This window comes from Bacillus sp. 123MFChir2 (genome assembly GCF_000383235.1).
Taxonomy (GTDB): domain Bacteria; phylum Bacillota; class Bacilli; order Bacillales; family Bacillaceae_G; genus Bacillus_A.
The window spans coordinates 1-24,366 of record NZ_KB910953.1; the positions used below are offsets into that span (position 1 = coordinate 1).

The following is a 24,366-nucleotide window of genomic DNA, read 5'->3' on the forward strand; positions in this document are numbered from 1 at the left end:
AGAAAAAGGGAAAGAGCGTTACAAAATCGAAGCGAAAAATAGTGAACTGAAGCACAGACACGGGTATGATGTAGCATCTTCCTCGGGTCTCATTGGTATGCGAATGCAAGGTGCGATGGCTATATTTGCCGTCAATTTAAAACGAATTATGACCTTAATGAAGGAAAAAAAGGAAGAAAAGTAAAAAAAGAATAGAAAGAAAGGCGACTTTTCGTTCCATTTTGAACGAAAAGTCGCCTTTCTAATTTCACATCCGGTTTTTGAGCTGAAAAAACGTGAGTTTTTCAGTGGCCTCTCGCTACTTGCTGTCTATTTTTGTTTTAAACTTTGCACGTGGCAGGAAAAGGAACTGACCGCCTCTATGCATGGCCAGTTTCTCGCCCACCGAAAAAGAAAAGGGTTTTTATGTTAGTTTCTCAATTTGCATTTATATGTAGAACATTTAAAATGAATATAGTTCGCTAATTTGGTGTAAAAGTGTCTTTATTTATGGAAAATCGATTAAAGGTATATTTATTGATTGAATATTCGGTTAATTAATTGACATCGCGAAGATGAAATGGTAATTTATAACTTATAATAGTTCTACTTATGGAAGATAAAACAACTATATTAAAAAGCCAGCTATCAGTAGTTACATGTTTATTTTTATAAATATGTATGTTCTTAATAAAGAATACATGTGTACTGTCTGTAAAAGCCCAATTCGTGAGAGGTAATGATTAGTAAGGGATGAATAAAATCTTACTGATAAAAGCTTTACTTTATCCGATTGGGCTTTTGTTTACTTTCTGCGTAATGGGAGAGGAAAAAATGAGTGCGATAACAGGTATATTTTATTTTAATGACGAGCCTATATCAACTGAATACAGTAAGGGGCTAATGGAGTGTTTACAAAAATATCCTGCTGATAATGTTCAAATATGGCATAAAGAGAATGTATTTCTTGGCTGTCATGCACAATGGATAACACCAGAGTCCATTAGTGAACAATTGCCTTTTTATGATTCTGAAAGGCAATTGGCAATTACAGCAGATGCTATCATCGATAATCGTGATGAATTATTTGAGAGATTGCAAGTGGATTATGCAGATAGAAAAAGCATGACAGACAGCAAATTGATTTTACTCTCTTACCAGAAGTGGGGGGAAGAAGCCCCTAAATATTTAGTAGGTGATTTTGCTTTTATAATTTGGGATAAGAAAAATAGAAAGTTGTTTGGAGCGAGAGATTTTTCTGGGAGTCGGACTCTTTATTTTTACCGCGACCAGCGCCGATTTGCTTTTTGTACGCTTATAAAGCCGTTATTTACTTTGCCCTATATCGAGAAGAAGTTGAACGAGCAATGGCTTGCTGAATTTCTAGCTATACCAGTAAATTTTGAATCGGTAGACCCTTCTCTTACTGTTTATAAACATATAGAACAGATTCCTCCTTCTCATACGATCTTGGTGACGGAGGAAAGAGTAAAACTTTCTAGATATTGTACATTAGTTGCTGGAGATAAGCTCCAGCTCAAGTCAAATGAAGAATATGAAGAAGCATTTCGGGAGGTATATCAAAGAGCGATAAGGGCGCGTTTGCGCACTCACCATCAAGTAGGAGCCCATTTGAGTGGAGGATTGGATTCGGGTTCTGTTGTTAGCTTTGCGGCAAGAGATTTATGTGCGGGAAAAAAACAATTACATACATTTAGTTACGTTCCAGTAGAAGGATTTGTAGATTGGACACATAAGGGCAGGGTAGCTGATGAAAGACCTTTTATTCAATCGACTGTACAGCATGTAGGAAATATAAAGGATCACTATTTAGATTTTGCAGGAAGAAGTCCCTTATCAGAAGTTGATGATTGGCTGGAAACGTTAGAGATGCCATATAAATTTTTTGAGAATACATTTTGGTTAAAAGGGGTTTATGAGCAGGCATATCAGCAAGGAATCGGTGTACTCTTAAGTGGCCAAAGAGGGAATTGGACAGTATCTTGGGGCCCTGTTTTAGACTATCAAGCGATGCTTTTAAAAAAGCTACATTGGTTTCGTTTTTTCCGTGAACTGCATTTATATAGTAGAAACTTAGGAGTGAAGAAATCGAGAGTTTTTGAAGTGGTTAGAAAAAAGGCGTTTCCGTCTTTAAATCGGCTATTTTCACTGGGAGAGGAAAGTCTTTTTCCTATAATAATCAATCCCGAATTTGCAAAGAAAATGAACGTTGTAGAGAAGCTAAAAGAGCATGGTATCGATATGACTGGTTCTTCGACTTCGAATGCGTACGAGATGAAAAAACAACAATTTGAACACTTGTATTACTGGAGTATAAATGGGACGTATGAAACGAAATTATCTTTACGTTACTCTTTATGGAATCGTGATCCAACGAATGATTTACGAATGATCCAATTTTGTTTATCAGTCCCGGAAGAACAATATGTTCAAAATGGTTTAGACCGTTCGCTTATACGGAGGGCAACAAAAAATTATCTCCCTGATAAGGTAAGGTTAAATCAGCGCGTCCGAGGTGTTCAAGGAGCAGATGGGGTGTGTCGTATGGCACCTTCTTGGAATCAATTTATCGAGGAACTTCAACAGCTTAGCTTGGATCCTATAATCTCTGAATTTCTAGATATCGGAGTAATTAAGGCAGCAATTTTAAAAATTCAAAAGGAACCAAGGCCAGAATACGCATTTGATTTAGATTTTAGAATTTTAATGCGTAGTTTAATTGTGTATCGGTTTATAAAAAAATTTAATTGAAAGGGGGTGAGATGATGAAAAAAGAATGGAAGAAACCAGTACTAGAAGTGCTTGATATTAATATGACAATGGCTGGACCAGGACATAAAATTCCGGATGCAGTTCAGCCCGATCCAGATGATCCTGTAAAGTACAGCTAAACAATAAGGATTGTATGTGTTTAAAGCTCTTATATAGTATGAATTTATATAAGAGCTTTAAAAATAAATTGTTATTAGTGTGGAGTGAGGAAGATGTTGGCTACTGGGAGAAATGTAATATACAAAGCTTTCGGATTAAGAATAGAAAGTGAGATTCCTTTACCAGAATTGCCGCAAATGAATGAACCAACAGAGAGGACAGATATTATCATTGAAATTGCTGATTTATCGGAGCAATGGTGTAAATATAGTGATAAATATGAGCAAAGATTTGTAGTGGAGAAAAATATAGTCATGTTTCAAGTCCCTCAAACTGCTATATTTTCTATACAAGAAGGTAGGAAGATTACTTTTTCACCTCTACCAGGAGCGGAAAAAGATAAAATACGGCTTTATCTTCTTGGAACTTGTATGGGAGCGTTATTAATACAGAAGAAAATACTTCCGTTACATGGAAGTGCGCTCGCCATTAATGGGAAAGCTTATGCTTTAATTGGTGATTCGGGGGCTGGAAAATCAACGCTTTCTTCTGCATTTTTACGTAAAGGGTATCAACTTTTAAGTGATGATGTAATTGCTGTGTCTCTTTCTTGTGAAGGTACTCCATTTGTTATGCCATCTTATCCACAACAAAAACTGTGGCAGGAAAGCTTAAATGAATTTGGAATGGAAACCAGACATTATCGTCCGTTGTTTGAAAGAGAAACGAAGTATGCTGTTCCTGTATCTTCGCAATTTTTTGCGGATCCATTACCTCTTGTAGGTGTGATTGAATTAGTGAAAACAGAGGATGAGAGCATTGAAATGATTCAAATTGAAGGACTTGAGCGTCTTCGAACATTATTTCATCATACATTTCGCAATTTTCTAGTCCCGCGATTAGGATTGATGGAATGGCATTTTACAGTTTCTACAAATATGGTAAACAAAATTAATATGTTTCAATTACGTCGTCCAACCTCAAGATTTACTGCGCACGAACTTGTATCCCTTATATTAAGTTCTATACATGAAGGAGGAATATAAATGATTTCACTAGATTTCCAGATTGTGCAAAACAAAGGAAACATTGTAAGCGATATGGATGGAGAAAAAGTAATGCTGAATGTCCGAAAAGGAAAATATTACAACTTGGGGGGGATGGGAGGAGAAATATGGGATTGTATTGAAAAACCAATTACGGTTTCTCAATTGGTTACGATACTATTATCAAATTATGATGTAGAAGAAACAGATTGTGAAAAACAGGTTCTTTCCTTTTTAGAATGTTTATTACAAGAAAATTTGATTCATATTGAGAATCAATCCAATACGTAGTTTCATATCTTTTACTAGAATTATTAGAAAGGGACTCATGAATATTGTGAAAAGGTTAAGAATATTTTTAGCGCTAAATACGAAAACAAAACTGTTGTTTTTAGAGGCCTTTATTCTTTTAGGTTGGGCTCGTATATTAAAAAGTGTACCTTTTTCTAAAGTAGCACCTTCTTTAGGCGACCATATGAATGAAACATCTTTTACTCATGGTGAGTTACAGAAGGAGACATTAGAGAGTGTATCTCAAGCTATACATATTATGAGTCGCTATACTTTTTGGGAAAGTCAGTGTCTTGTGAAAGCCATAGCAGGGATGAAAATGCTTAAAAAACGTCAGATTGAAAGTACTCTTTATTTAGGAACTGCTAAAGATGATAGCGGAAAATTGATTGCACATGCATGGTTACGCAGTGGTCCTATTTATGTCACCGGGTCAGAAGGAATGGAGAAATTCACTGTCGTTGGAACATTTGCAAAGAGGGTAAGTGAACAAGCGACTAAAGGAGGAGGCAATGAATAATAATGATTTTAGCCTACATGTAGAATATATCCCTAAGGAACTACAACTCCTGCTTGAAATGTTAAAAATACAGGAGGGTAATACCGTATTATCAAATAGTAATGAATGGTTTACAAATATCGACTGGGGTGCGTTTCTTAAACTTGCAATGCATCACCGCGTTTATCCATTAATTTATTTGAAGGTGAAAGAGATAGATGAGAAGTCGATTCCTCCATATGTCATTCAAACTTTGTATCTACAATTCAAAAAAAATACTTTTCAAATGCTTCATTTGAGCGCTGAAATGGAACAAGTAAGTAAATTATTTACTGAAAATGAGATTCGTACTCTTTTTTTGAAAGGACCGATACTTGCTCATGACCTTTACGGAGATATCTCCTTAAGGACATCTTGTGATCTAGATATTCTTATTCCGATTCATCAACTAGAAAAAGCGGAAACCCTTCTTTTAGAGAAAGGTTATGTGAAAGATGATTATATTCAAACGATATTAAACGACTGGAAATGGAGACATCATCATATAACATTTTTCCATCCTCAAAAACAGATCAAAGTTGAAATTCATTGGAGATTAAATCCTGGTCCTGGGAAGGAACCAAGCTTTGAGCAACTATGGGAACGAAAACGCAAAAGCACACTAACAAGTTACCCTATATACTTGCTGGGAAGTGAGGACTTGTTTTTATTTCTTGTTACCCATGGGGCGCGGCACGGATGGTCTAGATTGCGTTGGCTTGTAGATATAAACCAAATTGTAAGGAAAAATCTTGATTGGGCGCAGATTAATAGGCTGTTGAAGAAGTATCATTACCTTCCTATAGGAGGACAAGCGTTAATTCTGGCTTCTCAGTTATTAAATACTACAATTATAAAAGAAATGATGGGACTGACAAATCAGAAACAATCTAAACGGTTAGCAAAAGATACATTATTTTATTTCAAAGAAATGGTGAATTTACATGCAGATTCTGTTCCTGAAGAAGTAATGATATATCACACTCGTTACTTATTTTCGTTAATGTCTAACCAGCAAAAGTTTTTATTTATTATGAGTTACCTTTATCCTTATCCTATTGACGCTAAAACGTTACCGCTACCTAAACCCCTTCATTTTTTGTATTTTCCTTTACGTCCTTTTTTATGCTTCTGGAGGAAAACAAGGAAACACGTTTTAACATAGGGGGATAAAGATGAAGCATATTCTATATTTTATAAAACAATTGCATTCTTTTGCAGGGAGAATTCTTTATGTGAATCTGATTGGAATGGTTTTGGTTAGTTTACTTGAAGGGATAGGACTTCTATTATTAATTCCAATGATCAGTATGAGTGGAATCTTTAATATGGGGGGAGGGGGGGTTCCTCTTTCGTCTATTTTTAATCTTTTGCAGGAAACTTCTAAAGCAACTAGTTTATCTTTCGTTCTAGGTATATATATCCTAGTGGTTGTTAGTCAAAATATTTTACAAAGAAATTTGACCATGCGAGATGTGAAAATTCAACAAGGTTTCACTCAGCAGTTAAGATGGGACATTTATAGTGTTATTTTACGAGTAAAGTGGAGTTTTTTTATCAAAAAAAGGAAGACTGATCTTATCAATGCATTAACTTCAGAATTGGCACGTGTTAGCTATGGGATTAACCTTGTTTTACAGTTATTAGCTTCTATCGTTTTTACCTTTGTACATGTAGGTATTGCTTTCTGGTTATCTTCTAAAATAACTATATTTGTGTTATTTTGTGGTTTGTTCCTTTCGATCGTTTCACATATTTTTATTAAAAGAGCTAGAATGTTAGGGAGCAAAACATCTGAGCTAGCGCAAAATTATCTTGCGGGCATAACAGACCATTTTAATGGGATTAAAGATATAAAAAGTAATACTTTAGAAGAGTCACGGTTAACTTGGTTTCGTTCTGTAACGCAAAAAATGGCTTGTGAACAAATTGAATACATGGAAATGAGATCTGCTTCCCAACTTTTTTATAAAATATCTTTGGCTGTTCTCATTGCATTTTTTATTTTTTTATCTGTAACGTTTTTTCATGCGCAATCAGAGCAATTATTATTAATTATTCTCATTTTTTCAAGATTATGGCCTCGATTTACAAGTATTCAATCTAACCTAGAGCAACTGGCTGCAAGTATTTCAGCTTTTAAGTCTTTAATAGAGTTACAAGAAGAATGCAATAAATTTGCAGAATTACAAGATATAGAACAACAATATAAACATATAAAACCAATATCTCTAGACAAAGGAATTGAATGCCAGAACGTTTATTTTCGCTACAATCAGAAAGAATCTGTATATGCACTCCAAAATATCAATTTACAAATCCCATCTAATTGTATGACAGCTATTGTCGGACGATCAGGTGCCGGGAAAAGTACACTAATCGATATTTTAATGGGACTTATGCAGCCAGACAAAGGAGAAGTACTAATAGATGGTACACCTCTTACAAATGATAATTTATTATCCTTAAGAAAGTCTATTAGCTATGTGCCACAGGATCCATTTTTATTTCATGCTAGTATAAGAGAAAACTTGCTAATGATTGAGCCAGATGCAAGTGAAGAACAAATGTGGGAGTCACTGGAATTTTCAGCAGCTGCTGAATTTGTACGAAGACTACCGCAAGGGCTTGATACTCTCATCGGGGATCGTGGAGTGAGGCTTTCGGGAGGAGAGCGACAGCGGCTTGTACTAGCACGAGCTATTTTAAGAAAACCTTCGATTTTAGTGCTGGATGAAGCAACAAGTGCGTTAGATACGGAAAACGAAGCGAAAATTCAATCTGCTCTAGAAAGATTAAAAGGAAAGATGACAATTATCGTTATTGCTCATCGTTTATCGACGATACGCAATGCTGATCAGGTGCTTGTACTAGACAATGGGGAAATTGTTCAAAACGGAGCCTTTATCGAATTGGCAAAAGAAAAAAGAGGGATGTTTAGTAAGCTGTTAGGAAATCAAGTAGAAGTTAGCGTTTAGAGGTAGTAGGTATGAGTGGCAGGGCATGACGGAACTCAATAAATAAAATTAAAAAATGACAAAAAATCTTCTCTATAAAATGAAAGAGATTGAATGGGGTATATTCCGCATTCAATCTCATCAATGGGAACGCGATCAATATAGGGCTCTTTACTAAGAGTAGAAAACCTTGATACTACTGGTATCGGGGATTTTTTTTGAGGGTAAAACACATTTTTAATGTGTTTTACCCTCAAAAATGGATTTACTGTTCAAATAATTGTTAATTAGTTTGTTCTTTACGAGCCGCATCCATCATAATGAAGATAGCTGATAAAATATGCATAATCATTCCCACAAATGGAATCCATGCAATACAAGATGTAACAATTCCTAGAACGTTACCGTTAGCGCTCATACCATTCTTTTTAGCTAATACTAAAGTAATGATATGTAATGCTAACATGAAGAGGAGTGGTAGCCAGAGTAAAGAAACAATAATTGTTCCACCTAGCACAGGTATTCCTAATAGAGCTTCCAAACCACCACTCACCCATTTTAATATTTTTACAGTGTCTTTCAAAATTTGTCCTCCTCAAAAAATAACATCAATTCATTCTATTATTAAGTATAGCATATATATTGTTGGATTTTAAGGAATAATTTGTTATTAAAGAATATAATTGGTTCATCACCGTAACATGGGGTTGATTTTTTGAAAATGAGTCATTTTTCATACACGGAATGGAGAGTGGCGACTCCTGCGGGAATAGCGAGGGAAGTGAAACCCCGCAGGCTTGCCGAGGAGGCTCGCTCTCGCCCGCGGAAAGCGTCCACTCGGAGTGGAGTGTACATCTACCTATATGTCACCCCGTCTTTTGGTGATGAACCATATAATTAGTAATTTACCTGCAAAAATATTGACGGTACCAATGATTAACATTACCTTTTATAAAGTAACTAAGTAGCTCGACAATGTTAAATTTCAATGTGTGTAATTATTACCGAAAAATCTTTATATTTAAAAACAACTGATTTACCAAAAAAGCACACGCCATCTTATGCTATGTCTGATCAGGAATGAATCATTTGTTCATACCTTTTTGCTTTTTTCTTCGGCTTTTTGTTGCTTGAAGGAGTAGTCTCACATCTGCTACTGATGAAAGTTTTACTTTATAGCCTTTGTTTTGAAGTATGAAACATGTTTGGGAGGGTCACGAACCGTGCTCCATTAGATATAAGGTTAGGAATAAAGTGGTCGAGAGCGTCTACGGACCCTTGTAAATTCCCCCCTGGTGCAGTGTGTTGCAAGAGGATGCTTCCAGGAAAGGAATTCCCTAATACTTTATTAGTAATTTCCTTGGCATTTAAGCCTTTCCAATCTAATGTATCCACACTCCACTGAATAATCATAAAGTTTTGTTCAGTAGCCCATTTCATTTGATTTTCATTTATAATCCCATAAGGAGGACGGAAGAATTTAGGCGCGTATCCGGTTAGGTTTTGTAAAATTTTTTCTGTTTTTAACATTTGCTCATGATATTGCTTGTCATCTATTTTTATTAAATTAGGATGATTATAAGTATGATTTCCTATGATATGTCCTTCGTTAACAATCCGTTTTACAACCTCAGGATATCTTTCGGCATTTTCTCCTAATAAAAAAAATGTCGCTTTTACACCATGTTTTTTCAATTTATTTAATACTTGAGGAGTATAAATGAGATCTGGACCATCATCGAATGTGAGTGCAACTTCAGCCTTGTTATAAGGTCCTGTAAACGCATATGCGTATTTTTCTACCCATGAAAAAGGAGTCCATGAGCCTCTAACTGTCGGATTCTTTTGTAATATAGGAACAGTCTCCGCGTAATGTACAGGATAAAATGTATTTTGAGCAAGTGGACAAGTAATTTTTAAAGAGGAAGTGTAACGTGGAATATTATAATAAGGAATATATTTATAAGGAATTGCTACTTGGGCTGGGTAAAAATCGTATATCATTAAAATACCTCCTTAAAAAAGATAACAATCTCTTTAAAGCTTTTATATGTTAATAATTGTGTTTTTGTTAAGGAGGATGAAGAAGTTTTCGACGAGAGGAATTTTGTTTTAATTTGTAAAAATTGGAACAGTACCTTGTAATATTCAATACTGAATGATATATTATAATTAATAAGGTACCTTGCATTGGATAGTACTGAATGGAGAGGAGGATTGCCTTTGAATGTTCAATTTAAAAAAGGGGTATTGGAGCTTTGTGTTCTTGCGCTTGTAAGGAAACGAGATTGTTATGGCTATGAATTAGTTCAGCAAATTTCAAATAAATTTTTAATATCAGAAGGATCAGTGTATCCTTTGCTACGCCGTTTAACGAAAGAAGGGTACTTCCAGACGTATTTAAAAGAATCATCGGAAGGACCTCCGCGTAAGTATTATCAGTTAACAAATCAAGGTGCAGAGCAGCTTAACACTCTTGTAACAGAATGGCGTGATTTTGCAAGGGGAGTACAAGAAATTATTGAAGAGGTGTAGAGGATGACCAAAGAACAGTTTCTTCGTGAATTATCAGAACATCTTAAAAAGTTACCAGAAGAAGAACGCAACGATATTTTATATGACTATGAGGAACATTTCCAATTCGGAATAGAAGAAGGGAAAACAGAAGCAGAAATTATAAAAGCGCTCGGTTCTCCGAAAGCAATAGCTAAAGAAACGTTAGCGTCTCATCGTTTAGAGCTGGTGAAGCATAATCCAACTCCTTCTAACATAGCGAGAGCAATTATAGCAATTATTGGACTTAGTTTTTTTAACTTGGTTGTTGTGCTAGGACCGCTCATAGCAATTGGTAGTCTTATTTTATCACTTTGGATGGTGAGTGTTGTATGTATTTTATCACCATTACTTTTGTTAATCAAAATTGTTTTCGCTCAAATTTTTATTTTATCTGATGTATTTGTAGCTATTGTACTCTTCGGTATTGGTTTGCTTTTAGGGATCGGTGCATATTATTGCACGACTTGGTTTACAAAGCTTTTTGTGAAGTATGCAAGCTGGAATTTAAAGGTGATTAAAGGGGAGTAGATGAGATGAGGAGAATTGTATTGATTGCGATTGTTTGTATTGCGATTGGGGGAATCGGTTTATTTTTTACAAGATCAGCCTTTTTTATGAAAACTGCGAATGAATCAGCTGATACAAAGAAATTGGAACAGAAACAATTTAAAAATGAGCAAATCAAAAGCATTAATGTTGACACAGATGTTGGAGATGTTGTGATTGAAAAAGGTAAGACTGATTTGTTTGAAGTTCGGTATAGCGGTAATCAGGAAAAGCGAAAATTAGACGTAAACGAGAACGGCGAAATGCTACAAGTGGAAGTGAAAACGAAAAAGAAACATATATTTGATTTTTCTTTTTTTTCATTTGATTTGAAAGATGAAAGCCTCACAGTTGTTGTGCCTGAACGTGTATATAATAAAATTGAAGCAGAGACATCAGCAGGAACGATTCGCGTAGAAAGTATTCAAAGTAGAAATATATCTGCGCATTCAGCAGCCGGTGATGTGGAAATGAAGGAAATGAAAGTGCAGAATGTAAAAGTGTCATCTAGTGCGGGAGATATTGTTCTTCATAAAGTAGAAGGAAAAGTGCGTGCAGAGTCGGCAGCAGGAAATGTAAAGGTAACGCAGCATAATCCAGAGTATAGTATTGAGGCGGATTCGGCAGCAGGAGACGTTAATATTCAGTTGCAGGAAATGCCAAAAGATGCTGTTGTGAAAGGCTCCGCTGCTGCAGGAGAGGTACAGATTTTCGGAAAAGAAAATAAAGAAATAACTATAGGTAGTGGAAAGGTGCAGATTAAAGGAGAAACAACAGCGGGCTCTGTAAAAATCGAGGCGAATTAAAAAACAGACCAAATTTGGTCTGCTTTTTAATGTAAATGACGATATACACCAATTACTTTTCCAATAACAGAAACGTTATCCAAAATAATAGGTTCTAAAGAAGAGTTTTCTGGCTGTAAGCGGAAATGATCTTTTTCTTTGTAAAAGCGTTTTACCGTAGCTTCATTGTCTTCTGTTAAAGCGACAACGATTTCACCATTGTATGCAGATTGCTGCTGGCGAACAACAACTAAGTCTCCGTCAAAAATTCCTGCTTCAATCATACTGTCTCCAGAAATGCGTAACATAAATACTTGATCTGAACCTGAAACGAGGTTCGCTGGAAGCGGAAAATGTTCTTCTACACTTTCAACTGCTGTAATTGGTAAACCAGCTGTAACTTTTCCGACAATCGGTACGTGAACGACTGGTTGCGTATTGGCTTGGTTACTGTCGTCTCCTAAAATTTCAATTGCTCTCGGTTTTGTAGGATCGCGGCGAATGTAGCCTTTTTCCTCTAAGCGAGATAAATGTCCGTGCACAGTAGAGCTAGAAGCAAGGCCGACTGCTTGGCCGATTTCACGTACGGAAGGTGGATAACCTTTTTCTTGTACTTTTTGTTTAATGAAGTCGAGAATGTCTTGTTGCCGTTTCGTTAACTTCTCCATATTTTTAACACCTCGTTTTCTACAAGTTTTCTTATTTTTATTATAACATGCAAGAAAACATTCTACAAACGTAAGTTCGAATAAAAGCTACAAATATGATACACTATGATGTGAAAAGTGAGATAGAGAAGAGGGTCTGAAATGAATGCGATTATTTATGCACGTGTGAGTACGACAAAAGAAGCGCAGGAAACATCATTAACACGTCAAAAGGATGAGTTATTGCATTTAGCTAAGCAGTATGAAATGAATGTTGTAAGAGTAGTAGAGGAGAAAGCTAGCGGATATAGTATCGAACGAGATGGGATTTTAGAAGTGCTAGATGTCATTCGTGATGAACATGTTGATGTGCTTCTTATTCAAGACGAGACACGTCTTGGAAGAGGAAATGCAAAGATTGCCTTAATGCATTGTTTGAATAAAGAAGGGGTAAAAGTATATACACATGCACATAATGGCGAATTACAGCTTTCTGATTCAGATTCAATGGTGCTTGATATTATTGGCATAGTAGAAGAATACCAGAGAAAGATTCATAATCTAAAGATTAAACGAGGAATGAAACGAGCTGTAGAAAATGGCTTTCGTCCTGAAAAAAACTTAAAGAATCGACATTTAAGCACAGGTCGTGAAAAAAAGGAAGTACCTATTGAAGAGATTGTTCGTCTGCGCCGTAATGAGTTAACATTTGAAGAAATTGCAGCAACGCTCCGCGGTTTTGGGCATGATGTCTCAAAAGCAACAGTACATCGCCGGTATGTGGAGTATACGAATCAATCGCTTGATAAACAAGAGTAACTATTGTATGATAATAATCAGTTTTTAGTAGAAAGGGGATTCGAGATGCTAAGTCACGAACTCATTGAACGCATTAATTTCTTAGCGAAAAAAGCAAAAGCAGAAGGTTTAACAGAAGAAGAGCAACGTGAGCGTCAATCGCTCCGTGAACAATATTTAAAAGGTTTTCGTCAAAATATGTTAAACGAATTGAAATCAATCAAAGTCGTTAACGAAGAAGGCAAGGACGTTACGCCGAAGAAGTTAAAAGAACTAAAAAAACAAGATCAAGCAAAATTAAATTAAAAGATGGGCGTAGCCCATCTTTTTTTAGTTTGATAGGAAAATGTGTTATTAAACATATATGCAATTGCCGCTTTAGAAATTTTTTTCTTTTCATGTTGACCCTCACGTAACGTTATACTTTATTGTATGTACTAAGGGAGGGCAAAACAATGAAAGTGAAAGAAGTAGCAAATTTAGTCGGTATTAGTGTGCGCACACTACATCATTATGATGAAATAGGGTTATTAACCCCAGAGGAGACGACCGAATCTGGTTATCGGCTTTATTCTGATGATAATCTGGAGACTTTGCAACAAATTCTATTTTTTAAAGAACTTGGCTTCCCTTTAAAGAAAATTAAAGAAATTATCAATAATCCTTTATTTGATCGAAAAGAGGCGCTTGTTTTACATCGTAAAATGTTGCTTGAGAAGCGTTCTAGATTAGATAAAGTGATTGCGACAATTGATAAGACGATTCAACACTCGAAAGGGGAAATTCAATTGACAAACAAAGAAAGATTTGAGGGTTTTGATTTTAGTCAAAATCCGTATGAGCAGGAAGCACGTGAAAGATGGGGAAATGAAGCGGTGGATAGGGCTAATAAAGTAGATATGACGAAAGAGAAACAAGAAGAATATAATACGATTTATAGAAAGCTTGCAGCACTTCGTCATGATTCACCTGAATCAGACCAGGCTCAAGAAGCAATTCAAGAATGGTATAACTATTTACAGAACTTTGGTCATTATTCATTGGATGCTTTTAAAGGTCTAGGACAAATGTATGTTGATGATGAACGTTTTACAAAAAATATTGATCAATTTGGCGTAGGGTTAGCGAATTTTATGCATGTTGCAATGGCTGTGTATGCTGATCGTAATAAGAAGTAAACTGTACACTTATAAGGTGAAAGGTCTTATTCTTCAAATGGAGGATAGGGCCTTTTTTACGGTTATCAATTGCTAGATAAAATATTGCGTTCGAAACGATAAGAAAAGAAAGGGGGCGTTATATAATAAGAAGAGAGGGGGGATGTTATGGCAATGCAACATGAATTTGTCTTTGTTTCATATGAAAAGGGCGAATTAAGTTCTGAAGATCTTGAATGGATTGAAAAAAGTTTTTTTTATAAAAAAAGTGCGTCAGAGGATGATTGTGTTATATTAAGCGATGAAATTGTTGTGTATTTGCTAGATTTTTTTAATTGGCTTCCAACACATATACCTCCGAAAAAAGAAACGGGATTTGGTCTTCATTATCATGGCATCACTAAAATTGAGAAAGAAGGAGCAAATATAGCAGTAAATGTATTTCGTTCATTAATTCATTTGTTTTCATTAGCACCTGAAACGATTGAACTTACAGGGTCATTTCAATGGACTTGTGGTACAGATGATACGAACGGTGAATATGAAAAACTCTCTTTCAATCGAGATATTCTTTGCGTGCAATTACAATCTTTAGTCACGTTATTTTATAAAGTGAAAAGTGAAGAAGGATATATTTTGCATTTTGGAATTTAAATTGTCTAAAATATTTGTATCATTTTAGACAAAATGTTTAAAGATAATGAAGAATTGTATGGAATCATTGATTAATGATAAGAAGTGAGGAAGCGCAAGGTATAAGATAGAGTATGGGATAAAAAGGAAAAAGTGTAGCGGATTGAAATCCTATACATTGTGGAAAATAGTACGTTTTTTTGAACAAATACGAAAAAACATCAATATATTTGTCGATACATGTTGTATAATCTTGCAAGGAAAGCTATCATATAAAGGTGTAAAACGTTTACTTAATATAAGCGAAGGGAAGAATAGCATGACACATTCAATCGAACAACTTTCTATCAACACGATTCGCACATTATCCATTGATGCGATTGAAAAATCAAACTCTGGTCACCCAGGAATGCCAATGGGCGCAGCTCCAATGGCGTATACATTATGGACGAAATTTATGAAACACAATCCAAAGAACCCAACGTGGTTTAACCGTGATCGTTTCGTATTATCTGCAGGTCATGGTTCAATGTTACTATATAGCTTACTGCATTTAGCGGGTTATGACGTAACAATCGATGATTTAAAGAACTTCCGTCAATGGGGAAGTAAAACACCAGGTCACCCTGAGTTTGGTCACACACCAGGTGTAGACGCAACAACAGGTCCACTTGGACAAGGTATTGCAACAGCTGTAGGTATGGCGATGGCTGAAAGACATTTAGCAGCGAAATACAATCGTGATGAGTATAATCTTGTTGATCACAATACATACGCAATTTGCGGTGACGGAGACTTAATGGAAGGCGTTTCTGCTGAAGCATCTTCATTAGCAGCTCATTTAGGATTAGGTCGTCTAGTTGTGCTATATGATTCTAATGATATTTCATTAGATGGCGATTTGAATCGTTCTTTCTCTGAAAGTGTAGAAGATCGTTATAAAGCATACGGCTGGCAAGTAATCCGTGTTGAAGATGGAAACGATATCGAGGCGATTGCGAAAGCGCTTGAAGAAGCAAAAGCTGACGAAAAACGTCCAACATTAATCGAAGTAAGAACAACAATCGGTTTTGGTTCACCAAACAAATCTGGAAAATCAGCTTCACATGGTTCTCCGCTTGGTGTAGAAGAAACGAAGTTAACAAAAGAAACATATGCTTGGGCATTTGAGCAAGACTTCCATGTACCAGAGGAAGTGTATGAAAACTTCCGTAAAACAGTACAAGATGCTGGTGAATCAGCGCAAGCTGAGTGGAATAAAATGCTTGATGATTATGCGAAAGCATACCCAGAATTAGCAGCTGAACTGCAAGCAGCAATGAAAGGTCTTCTTCCAGAAGGTTGGGATAAGAACTTACCGACATATGAAATGGGTTCAAAAACAGCAACTCGTTCATCTTCTGGACAAATTATTAATGCAATTGCTGAAGCTGTACCGTCATTCTTTGGTGGATCTGCAGATCTTGCTGGTTCTAACAAAACATACATGAACAAAGAAAAAGACTTCACAAGAGAAGACTATAGCGGTAAAAATATTTGGTACGGTGTGCGTGAATTTGCAATGGGTGCAGCAATGAACGGTATCGCACTTCACGGCGGTTTAAAAACTTACGGTGGTACGTTCTTCGTATTCTCTGACTACTTACGTCCAGCAATTCGTCTTGCTGCGTTAATGCAACTGCCAGTAACATATGTGTTCACGCATGACAGTATCGCAGTTGGAGAAGATGGACCAACGCATGAGCCAATCGAACAGCTTGCAGCGCTTCGTGCAATGCCAAATGTAGATGTTCTTCGTCCTGCTGATGGTAACGAATCAGTTGCAGCTTGGAAACTTGCGTTAGAATCGACAAAAACACCGACTGCATTAATCTTAACTCGTCAAGATCTTCCAACATTAGAAGGTGCAATAGACAATACGTATGAAAAAGTTGCTAAAGGTGCATATGTAATTTCTTCAAGTAAAAAAGACATTGCTGATGTAATCTTACTTGCAGCTGGATCTGAAGTAAGTTTAGCAGTTGAAGCGCAAGCAGCATTAGCTAAAGATGGTATTGATGCATCTGTTGTTAGCATGCCGTCTATGGATCGCTTTGAAGCACAATCAGCTGAATATAAAGAATCTGTATTGCCAAAAGCAGTAACGAAACGTTTCGCAATTGAAATGGGTGCTAGTTTCGGATGGCATCGTTACGTTGGTCTTGAAGGAGACGTATTAGGTATCGATACATTCGGTGCTTCTGCTCCTGGTGAAAAGATTATGGCAGAATACGGATTTACTGTAGAAAACGTTGTTCGCAAAGTAAAAGAAATGCTATAATGATTTTAGAAAAATCTCTCCAGCATGGAGGGATTTTTCTATGTAAATGAAATGATCCCGTTAGTTTGAGGGAGTAAAATCCCACTGAGGGAAGTTTCGCTTTATTCGACAGAAAAAGTTTTTTCTTTCTCCGCAGTCAGACAATCATTGCGTATTTATTTCTATATAATGAAAGGAATAAAGTTGTCCAATGCGGGAGGGAAAATATGAGAACGTATGAACTATACTTAATTCGAGAAGATATTACGAAGGCGTATTTCGGTCGTGAGTTTTTATTGTTTGATTTGTTTGCTCGTTTTGCACAGTCTCGTTCCCTTTCAGAAAAGAAAGTGTTGTATAAACAAATGAAGTATATAACGTTGCCCTTACAAGTAATGAAACTACATCATAAAATGGAACAAGCGCTGCGAACATATGGGGAATACGAAAGAAATGGGTATATGCATATGGTGTCTAATAAAAATGCATACGGAGAAGTGCGTATTAAATCACAGTATATCCGGATGCATGCTTCTGAAAATGTTGAGCTCGAAACGGCTATTTTTGAAGTGCTTAGAAAATGTGAATTGACATTTCTTGCGATGGATTATGAGAGTAAGCAGTATGGATGGTTAAATCCTCTTAAACAAGTGCGTACTTATATATAAAAAATGTCGAATACAATCTTGTCTTCTTGAAAAGGTTTTAGTACACTGTAAGGTAGACAACATGAAGGAGGAAAATATATGTCAATTTGGGTAGGCGTTCTAGTGGGCGTATTAGCACTAGTAGCAGGCATAGCGTTAGGATTTTTTATCGCACGCAAATATATGATGAATTATTTGCAAAAAAATCCACCAATTAATGAGCAAATGTTAAAAATGATGATGATGCAAATGGGACAAAAACCATCCCAAAAGAAAATCAATCAAATGATGAGCGCAATGAACAAACAACAACTGAAATAAGCGCTAGAAAGGGCACTCCTATTGGAGTGCCCTTTCATATTGTCTTTTAAAAAGTTTTAAACTTTAAAAAATTCAGTAATTTTGATAAACTGAAAACATCGCTCATTTGGGATAGGAGGTATAAAATGAAAGTTTTTTTAGACTTAGCATGGTTTTTTAAACAAGAGAAGAGAGCATACATAATGGGGAGTATTTTATTATTAGGCGTTGCTCTTCTTGAACTCGTACCACCTAAAATAATTGGGATCATTGTTGATGAAATTAGCAATCATTCTTTAACGACTCAGAAGTTAGTACAATGGGCAGTAATTTTAGTTGGTGCTGGGATAATGGTGTATATTTTGCGTTATGCATGGCGCATGATGATCTTTGGATCTTCTATAAAGTTAGCTCGTCAATTACGCCGAAAACTGTATGAGCACTTTACAAATATGAGTCCATCATTTTACCAAAAACACCGGACAGGTGATTTAATGGCCCGCGCAACGAATGATATTCAAGCTGTACAGCAAACAGCAGGTTCTGGGGTATTAACACTTGTAGATTCGTTAACAGTTGGTGCATGTGTTCTTTTTGCGATGGGGTTTACAATTAGTTGGAAATTAACACTGCTCAGTTTAATTCCAATGCCAATCGTAGCAATCTCGACAAATTATTATGGGACTTTGTTACATCGTCGCTTTCATAAAGCGCAGCAGGCTTTTTCAGAAATTAATGATAAAGTTCAGGAAAGTATGAGTGGAGTGAAGGTAATTCGTTCACTTGGTCAAGAAAAAGAAGATTTGCAATCATTTCGTAATAAATCAGAAGAAGTGGTACAGAAAAATATTCTCGTTGCCCGTATTGATTCATTATTTGATCCAACAATTTCTTTAATTGTAGGTTTTTCTTTTTTAATTGCAGTGTGTTACGGCTCTGTATTGGTTGTTCGTGGAGAGCTTACGATAGGAGAACTTATAACATTTACTACTTATTTAGGTACACTTGTATGGCCGATGTTAGCGTTTGGTTGGCTATTTAATATTATGGAGCGTGGCCGGGCGTCTTATGATCGTATTCAAAACTTATTTATGCAAGTGTCTGATGTGGCGAATAGGGAAGGGGCAAGTGAAGAAGTAGCAAGTGGTAACATCGAGTTTGATATTGACACATTTTCGTATAAGAAAAATGAAGTAATAAATCTACAAGACATTCATTTTTCTTTACGAAAAGGAGAAACTTTAGGAATTGTAGGGCGTACGGGAGCAGGGAAAACGACATTGTTAAAATGTTTAATTCGAGAATATGATCATTTTGACGGGAACATACGAGTTGGCGAAAATGATATTCGAGATTTGACACTACACGCTATTCGTTCCTCCATTTCATATGTACCACAAGACCATTTCTTATTTTCTGCAAGTATTGGTGAAAATATCGCATTTGGAAAACCTAGTGCTACATATAAAAATATTGTCCATGCAGCTTCTATTGCGTGTATTCATGAGGATATTGCGAAATTTCCAGAAGGATATGAAACTGTCGTTGGTGAACGCGGTGTTTCTTTATCTGGTGGTCAAAAGCAGCGTATTTCGATTGCCCGTGCATTATTAACAAATGCTGAAATTTTAATTTTAGATGACTGCTTATCGGCGGTAGATGCAAAGACAGAAGAAACGATTTTGACATCATTAAAGCATGAACGTCAAAATAAAACGACTATTATTACAGCGCATCGCTTAAGCGCGATTCAACATGCAAATTTAATACTTGTTATTGATGATGGAAAGATTGTGCAGCGTGGTATGCACGAAAGTTTAATGCAACAAGATGGTTGGTATAAAGACATGTATGAAAGTCAGCAATTAGAAGCACTAGTTGAGAAAGGAGGGGTATGATGCAGGGGAAAAAACAAAATGATTTATGGCGTCTATTATCATATTTGAAGCCTTATAAAAAACTGCTCGCTTTTGCATTTTTATTTTTAGTTGGTGCAACTGTTGCGGAAATGATGGGGCCTTTTTTAATTAAGGTATTTATCGATGAACACTTAGTCCCCAAAAATTTTGAACAAAATGTGTTAATAACGTTATTTATTGTTTATATCGTGTTTCATTTATTAAAGGTGTTGTTTACGTATTTAAATTTATTGTATTTCCAAAATATCGCCTTCAAAATTGTGCAAGATCTGCGCATAGAAGTATACGAACATGTACAAAGTTTATCGCTTAGCTTCTTCGATCGTACACCGATTGGAACGCTTGTTTCGCGAATAACAAACGATACAGAAGCAATTAAAGATTTCTTTGTAAGTGTACTATCTACCTTTGTAAAGAATATCGTATTTTTAATCGGTATTTTAATAGCTATGTTTTTATTAGATGTGAAACTTGCGCTGTTTTCATTACTTCTTATTCCAATTATGATTACAATCATGTCTCTTTATCGCCGGAAAAGCTCAGTTTTTTATTTAGAACTTCGCAATCAATTAAGTCTTTTAAACGCAAAATTGAATGAATCTATTCAAGGTATGAACATTATTCAAGTATTCCGACAAGAGAAACGGATGCGTGAAGAATTTGAAGAAGTGAATGAAAAACATTACGGAGCAGGGCGCCGCAATTTGAAATTAGACGCTTTGTTATTACGCCCAGCAACCGATCTGGTTCATACTTTGGCAATTGTATTGGTAGTCACGTTGTTTGGGATTGACGCAATGCATAGCCCTGTTGAAGTAGGGGTATTATATGCCTTTGTAAACTACATTCATCGTTTCTTTGAACCAGTAAATGAAATGATGATGAAATTGTCTTTTTTTCAGCAAGCACTAGTATCCTCATCACGTGTGTTTCATTTAATAGATGAAAAAGATTTAGCGCCAGTACAACAAGGTAATGCAGCTCCTTTAATGACGGAAGGGGAAATTGAATTTAAAGATGTTACCTTTTCTTATGATGGAAAACGTGATGTGCTAAAAAATGTATCTTTCCTTGTGAAACCTGGGCAAAATGTTGCTTTCGTTGGGCATACAGGTAGTGGGAAAAGTACAATTATGAACTTATTGATGCGTTTTTATCATATTAATGAAGGAGAAATTGTAATTGATGGAGCGCGGCTAGAGAACTTTCAAGAGGCGGAGATACGAAAACGTATTGGTCTTGTATTACAAGATGCTTTCTTATTTGCTGGAACAGTGAAGCAAAACATTCGTATGTATGATGAAAGTATTACAGATGAAGAAGTGGAAGAGGCTGCAAAATTTGTGCAGGCAAATACATTTATTGAACAGCTGCCAAATCAATACGATACAGAAGTAGTTGAGAGAGGAGCGGCGTTTTCAAGTGGTCAAAGACAGCTTGTGGCGTTTGCAAGAACTGTTGCAACAAATCCGAAAGTATTAGTGTTAGATGAGGCAACAGCAAATATTGATACAGAAACAGAAGAAGCAATTCAAACGGCATTGCAGCACATGCGAAAAGGGCGAACAACTATCGCAATTGCACATCGCTTATCTACAATTCAAGATGCGGATCAAATCTTTGTGATGCACGACGGCCAAATTGTTGAAAGAGGAACACATCAAGAATTACTGGTGGAACAAGGGTTATACTACAATATGTATTTGTTGCAGAATAAAGGAAGCCTTCAGCAAGCCCTGTGAGAACAAGATTTAGAAGGCTTTTTCTTAAAAAATAGAATAAATAACTTGAATATGGAGGGGAGATTAATATATATTACATATTAATTATATATGTAATATATATTTCCAGTATGAATAACATTAGTATATTATAATAGATGTAATGTTCGAATGTTTGATGTATTACCGGTAATATCCCTATCCCTTTTCTAAAAATGCGAACTAAACTTCCCTTTTTTCTGGATGATTTGTTGTAGATTATACAGAAAATATTGTTCGATATCCATTATGGAACGTACATAATGGAAAGATTCCGATCTCATAGAGGATGCCCCTAATCTTCATGTGATAATGTGTACGGAAAGAAAACGCAATACGATCGGAAAATAGAAAGCTGACCATTTTGGTCAGCTTTTTGTTGCTTCTGCTATAAATTCTTCTTTTACAACTTCTGTCTTTAATAATAATGCTTTCCCAAAACGCCGCTGACATTCTTCTGTTATTTTTTGAATTGCTAATGTGTTAGAAGAAGCAGCAATAGTTACAGTTGCTTGTCTTGTTCCTCGATCTTTCTCACAAAATTCACAATCCACAACATACTTAGAAATTTTCACAGAATCCTTCCTTTCTGTTTTTGGGAATGCGCTATCAATGAAGTTGTTGAAGATATTCGATAGATTATAGGTTTTTTCCTCTTTTTTCGAGGAAAAGATAAGTGAAATACAGAATAGTATGTATGGGAGGGGAAAATAGTGAAACGTTGGATTGGAGCAGCTGCAATTTGTATTAATGATAATAATGAAGTATTAATGGTACTACAAGGAAAGCCAGAAGAAGAAAAACTTTGGTCTGTACCTTCAGGTGGATTAGAAAATGGAGAAACGTTAGAAGAGTGCTGCATTCGTGAAGTATGGGAAGAAACTGGCTATCGCATTGAAATTATTGAAAAGGTACATGAAAAAATAGGTGTTACGTTTAATGTTCCTGTGCAAGTACACTATTATGTTGTGAAAATAGTAGGGGGGGAACGGAAAATTCAAGATCCAGACGAATTAATTTATAAAATTGAGTGGAAACGACTGGATGAACTTCAACACCTTCAGCTCTCATTTCCGGAAGATTATGAGTTGTTGCATAGATGTGTGAATATTTAGTGTTCACTAGGAAATGATTGAGGCAAGAAATGTGAAAATATACATGGACTAATTGAATAGTGAAAGAAATAAAAGAAAGCGCTCTCTTATATGCGTTTTCTTTTATTTTTATAAACTCTGAAATACGATAAGTGAGCTACATAAATTAATTTTTCTACATATAAGTCGATCCTATGTAGAAAACAAAATGACCTACACTTGACGTTCTCCTTTTGTTTTCAATCTGGCATATGGTATAAGGCTCTGACCATTTCTATGCGTGTCCAGATGCTCTCGTCCTGCTCAAAATAAAGGGGCTTATGTCAGTTTTTTAACGTATATATAGACTTGCTGTAATTGTTAAAACCATCAATAAAATATTTAGGGATAGTACTGTATGATTTCTTTAAAAACATTTGTCTAATATATAATTCTTATGTTATTAATTTATTATACATATTAATAAAAAAGGGTGTTCTATATGGAATTACGGCATTTACAATATTTTATTGTGGTAGCAGAAGAGCTTCACTTTGGTAGGGCAGCTGCTCGTTTACAGATGACACAGCCGCCGCTAAGTCAACAAATTCAACAATTAGAACAAGAGATGGGAGTAACGTTATTTTCAAGAACGAAACGAAGAGTAGAATTAACAGAAGCAGGGGAATTGTTTTTACAAGAAGTGAAAAAAGCTTTTATACAAATTGATAAGGCAGTCGAAGTTGCCCAGAGAGCGCAAAGGGGGGAAATTGGAGAGCTGTCTATAGGGTTTGTTGGTTCAGCGATGTATGATATTTTGCCGCCAATTGTTCGGGAATATCGAAAAAAATTTCCGAATGTATCTGTTGTACTGCATGAATTGTCTACACCAGAACAAGTAGATGCACTTCATGATAATCGAATTGATGTCGGGATGTTGCGTCCACCTATTACAAGTCAATTATTACAGTTAGAAACTGTGCAGCACCTTCCTTGTACACTTTGTTTACCGAAAGCGCATCCACTTGCGAATAAACAAGCAATATACATTGAAGACTTGCAAAACGAATCTTTTGTTTTCATAACTCGAAATGTATGGCCGACTTTATATGATAATATTCTTTCTTTATGCCGTGATGCAGGGTTTAGCCCGCAAATTGTACAAGAGGCGACAGAATATCAAACAGTTATAGGACTTGTTGCTGCTGGGATTGGAATAACGGTAATACCAGTGTCTGCAAATAAATTATATCAATCAGAAGTTGTCTACAAAGAAATATGTGATTCTAAAATTGTTGCAGAACTAGCCGTTGCATACGGAAAAGCGAATATTAACCCAGAATTACAAGAGTTTTTGAAAATAGCGAAAGGCAAGGTAATGAACACATATACAAAATGATAAGAAAAATGACAAAACTGTAAGAATGCACGAATGTATGTAAGAAAGTTCGATGTTTTCCTTTTTCTTTTTTTATTATAGTGAAAAAAGAAGAAAGAAGAAGGAGATGTCATACTTATGGTGATACCTATTTTTATGAAAGTA

At 35.8% G+C, this 24,366-nt stretch carries 25 protein-coding genes and 1 pseudogene; 22 read left to right on the forward strand and 4 right to left on the reverse strand.

All coding sequences use genetic code 11. The annotated features are described in order from the left end of the window. From H280_RS0115065 to H280_RS0115100, 8 genes and pseudogenes are all read left to right on the forward strand, one after another. Positions 1 to 184: pseudogene (locus H280_RS0115065) on the forward strand (IS5/IS1182 family transposase); the annotation flags it as partial. 629 nt (positions 185 to 813) lie between these two features. Next, positions 814 to 2,751, forward strand: a complete 1,938-nt coding sequence (locus tag H280_RS0115070) for a lasso peptide isopeptide bond-forming cyclase (RefSeq protein ID WP_020061970.1) — start codon at positions 814 to 816, stop codon at positions 2,749 to 2,751. A 14-nt stretch (positions 2,752 to 2,765) separates the two neighbouring features. Beyond that, positions 2,766 to 2,891 (forward strand): paeninodin family lasso peptide, encoded by a 126-nt coding sequence (locus tag H280_RS25810; RefSeq protein ID WP_020061971.1) that lies wholly within the window; start codon positions 2,766 to 2,768, stop codon positions 2,889 to 2,891. A 93-nt stretch (positions 2,892 to 2,984) separates the two neighbouring features. Beyond that, positions 2,985 to 3,917, forward strand: a complete 933-nt coding sequence (locus H280_RS0115080; RefSeq protein WP_020061972.1) for a hypothetical protein — start codon at positions 2,985 to 2,987, stop codon at positions 3,915 to 3,917. Beyond that, entirely contained in the window at positions 3,918 to 4,208 is a 291-nt protein-coding gene (locus tag H280_RS0115085) for a lasso peptide biosynthesis PqqD family chaperone (protein WP_020061973.1), read from the forward strand. It abuts the gene before it with no gap. 37 nt (positions 4,209 to 4,245) lie between these two features. Next, positions 4,246 to 4,728 (forward strand): lasso peptide biosynthesis B2 protein, encoded by a 483-nt coding sequence (locus tag H280_RS0115090; protein ID WP_020061974.1) that lies wholly within the window; start codon positions 4,246 to 4,248, stop codon positions 4,726 to 4,728. Beyond that, a complete protein-coding gene (locus H280_RS0115095; protein WP_020061975.1) occupies positions 4,721 to 5,911 on the forward strand; it encodes a nucleotidyltransferase domain-containing protein in 1,191 nt (396 codons plus the stop codon). Before H280_RS0115090 ends, H280_RS0115095 begins: the two co-directional genes overlap by 8 nt. 10 nt (positions 5,912 to 5,921) lie before the next feature. Next, positions 5,922 to 7,724, forward strand: a complete 1,803-nt coding sequence (locus H280_RS0115100; RefSeq protein ID WP_020061976.1) for an ABC transporter ATP-binding protein — start codon at positions 5,922 to 5,924, stop codon at positions 7,722 to 7,724. 262 nt (positions 7,725 to 7,986) lie between these two features. Here H280_RS0115100 and H280_RS0115105 read toward each other — a convergent pair whose 3' ends face one another. Beyond that, entirely contained in the window at positions 7,987 to 8,286 is a 300-nt protein-coding gene (locus tag H280_RS0115105) for a hypothetical protein (protein WP_020061977.1), read from the reverse strand. Between the two features lie 590 nt (positions 8,287 to 8,876). After that, the gene (locus H280_RS0115110; protein ID WP_020061978.1) at positions 8,877 to 9,707 is read right to left on the reverse strand and encodes a peptidoglycan-N-acetylglucosamine deacetylase; all 831 of its coding nucleotides are present in this window, start codon (positions 9,705 to 9,707) and stop codon (positions 8,877 to 8,879) included. Between the two features lie 219 nt (positions 9,708 to 9,926). On the opposite strand from H280_RS0115110, the gene H280_RS0115115 reads away from it, so the two are divergent. Genes H280_RS0115115 through H280_RS0115125 form a run of 3 tightly spaced genes read left to right on the forward strand, consistent with a single transcriptional unit; the run spans position 9,927 to position 11,611 of the window. After that, positions 9,927 to 10,238, forward strand: a complete 312-nt coding sequence (locus tag H280_RS0115115; RefSeq protein WP_020061979.1) for a PadR family transcriptional regulator — start codon at positions 9,927 to 9,929, stop codon at positions 10,236 to 10,238. Positions 10,239 to 10,241: 3 nt separating this feature from the next. Beyond that, complete coding sequence (locus H280_RS0115120; RefSeq protein WP_020061980.1) at positions 10,242 to 10,787, forward strand: HAAS signaling domain-containing protein; 546 nt, start codon at positions 10,242 to 10,244, stop codon at positions 10,785 to 10,787. A gap of 5 nt (positions 10,788 to 10,792) precedes the next feature. Next, positions 10,793 to 11,611, forward strand: coding sequence for a DUF4097 family beta strand repeat-containing protein (locus H280_RS0115125; RefSeq protein WP_020061981.1), 819 nt, complete (start codon positions 10,793 to 10,795; stop codon positions 11,609 to 11,611). Positions 11,612 to 11,637: 26 nt separating this feature from the next. Here the strand turns inward: H280_RS0115125 and lexA are convergent, their stop codons facing one another. Beyond that, positions 11,638 to 12,258 carry a transcriptional repressor LexA gene (lexA, locus tag H280_RS0115130; protein ID WP_020061982.1) on the reverse strand — a complete coding sequence of 207 codons (621 nt, stop codon included), beginning with the start codon at positions 12,256 to 12,258 and terminating at the stop codon, positions 11,638 to 11,640. 141 nt (positions 12,259 to 12,399) lie between these two features. On the opposite strand from lexA, the gene H280_RS0115135 reads away from it, so the two are divergent. From H280_RS0115135 to H280_RS0115175, 9 genes are all read left to right on the forward strand, one after another. Beyond that, positions 12,400 to 13,056 carry a YneB family resolvase-like protein gene (locus H280_RS0115135; protein ID WP_020061983.1) on the forward strand — a complete coding sequence of 219 codons (657 nt, stop codon included), beginning with the start codon at positions 12,400 to 12,402 and terminating at the stop codon, positions 13,054 to 13,056. A gap of 45 nt (positions 13,057 to 13,101) precedes the next feature. Then, positions 13,102 to 13,341 carry a DUF896 domain-containing protein gene (locus H280_RS0115140; RefSeq protein WP_020061984.1) on the forward strand — a complete coding sequence of 80 codons (240 nt, stop codon included), beginning with the start codon at positions 13,102 to 13,104 and terminating at the stop codon, positions 13,339 to 13,341. A gap of 149 nt (positions 13,342 to 13,490) precedes the next feature. Continuing rightward, entirely contained in the window at positions 13,491 to 14,213 is a 723-nt protein-coding gene (locus H280_RS0115145) for a MerR family transcriptional regulator (protein WP_020061985.1), read from the forward strand. A 147-nt stretch (positions 14,214 to 14,360) separates the two neighbouring features. Beyond that, positions 14,361 to 14,846 (forward strand): hypothetical protein, encoded by a 486-nt coding sequence (locus tag H280_RS0115150; RefSeq protein WP_020061986.1) that lies wholly within the window; start codon positions 14,361 to 14,363, stop codon positions 14,844 to 14,846. A 298-nt stretch (positions 14,847 to 15,144) separates the two neighbouring features. Next, positions 15,145 to 17,145 carry a transketolase gene (gene tkt, locus H280_RS0115155; RefSeq protein WP_020061987.1) on the forward strand — a complete coding sequence of 667 codons (2,001 nt, stop codon included), beginning with the start codon at positions 15,145 to 15,147 and terminating at the stop codon, positions 17,143 to 17,145. Between the two features lie 206 nt (positions 17,146 to 17,351). Continuing rightward, a complete protein-coding gene (gene sirA / locus H280_RS0115160; RefSeq protein WP_020061988.1) occupies positions 17,352 to 17,792 on the forward strand; it encodes a sporulation inhibitor of replication protein SirA in 441 nt (146 codons plus the stop codon). Between the two features lie 78 nt (positions 17,793 to 17,870). Then, the gene (locus H280_RS0115165) at positions 17,871 to 18,092 is read left to right on the forward strand and encodes a YneF family protein (RefSeq protein WP_020061989.1); all 222 of its coding nucleotides are present in this window, start codon (positions 17,871 to 17,873) and stop codon (positions 18,090 to 18,092) included. A gap of 125 nt (positions 18,093 to 18,217) precedes the next feature. Next, positions 18,218 to 19,969 (forward strand): ABC transporter transmembrane domain-containing protein, encoded by a 1,752-nt coding sequence (locus H280_RS0115170; protein WP_020061990.1) that lies wholly within the window; start codon positions 18,218 to 18,220, stop codon positions 19,967 to 19,969. After that, positions 19,969 to 21,732 (forward strand): ABC transporter ATP-binding protein, encoded by a 1,764-nt coding sequence (locus H280_RS0115175; RefSeq protein ID WP_020061991.1) that lies wholly within the window; start codon positions 19,969 to 19,971, stop codon positions 21,730 to 21,732. Before H280_RS0115170 ends, H280_RS0115175 begins: the two co-directional genes overlap by 1 nt. Before the next feature lie 386 nt (positions 21,733 to 22,118). On the opposite strand, the gene H280_RS0115180 is transcribed toward H280_RS0115175, so the two are convergent. Then, positions 22,119 to 22,325, reverse strand: a complete 207-nt coding sequence (locus H280_RS0115180) for a DUF3903 domain-containing protein (protein ID WP_020061992.1) — start codon at positions 22,323 to 22,325, stop codon at positions 22,119 to 22,121. A gap of 138 nt (positions 22,326 to 22,463) precedes the next feature. Between H280_RS0115180 and H280_RS0115185 the strand changes: the two genes are divergently transcribed. Then, complete coding sequence (locus H280_RS0115185; protein ID WP_020061993.1) at positions 22,464 to 22,865, forward strand: NUDIX hydrolase; 402 nt, start codon at positions 22,464 to 22,466, stop codon at positions 22,863 to 22,865. 460 nt (positions 22,866 to 23,325) lie between these two features. Beyond that, positions 23,326 to 24,222 (forward strand): acetoin biosynthesis transcriptional regulator AlsR, encoded by an 897-nt coding sequence (gene alsR / locus H280_RS0115190; RefSeq protein WP_020061994.1) that lies wholly within the window; start codon positions 23,326 to 23,328, stop codon positions 24,220 to 24,222. Positions 24,223 to 24,366 lie beyond the last annotated feature (144 nt).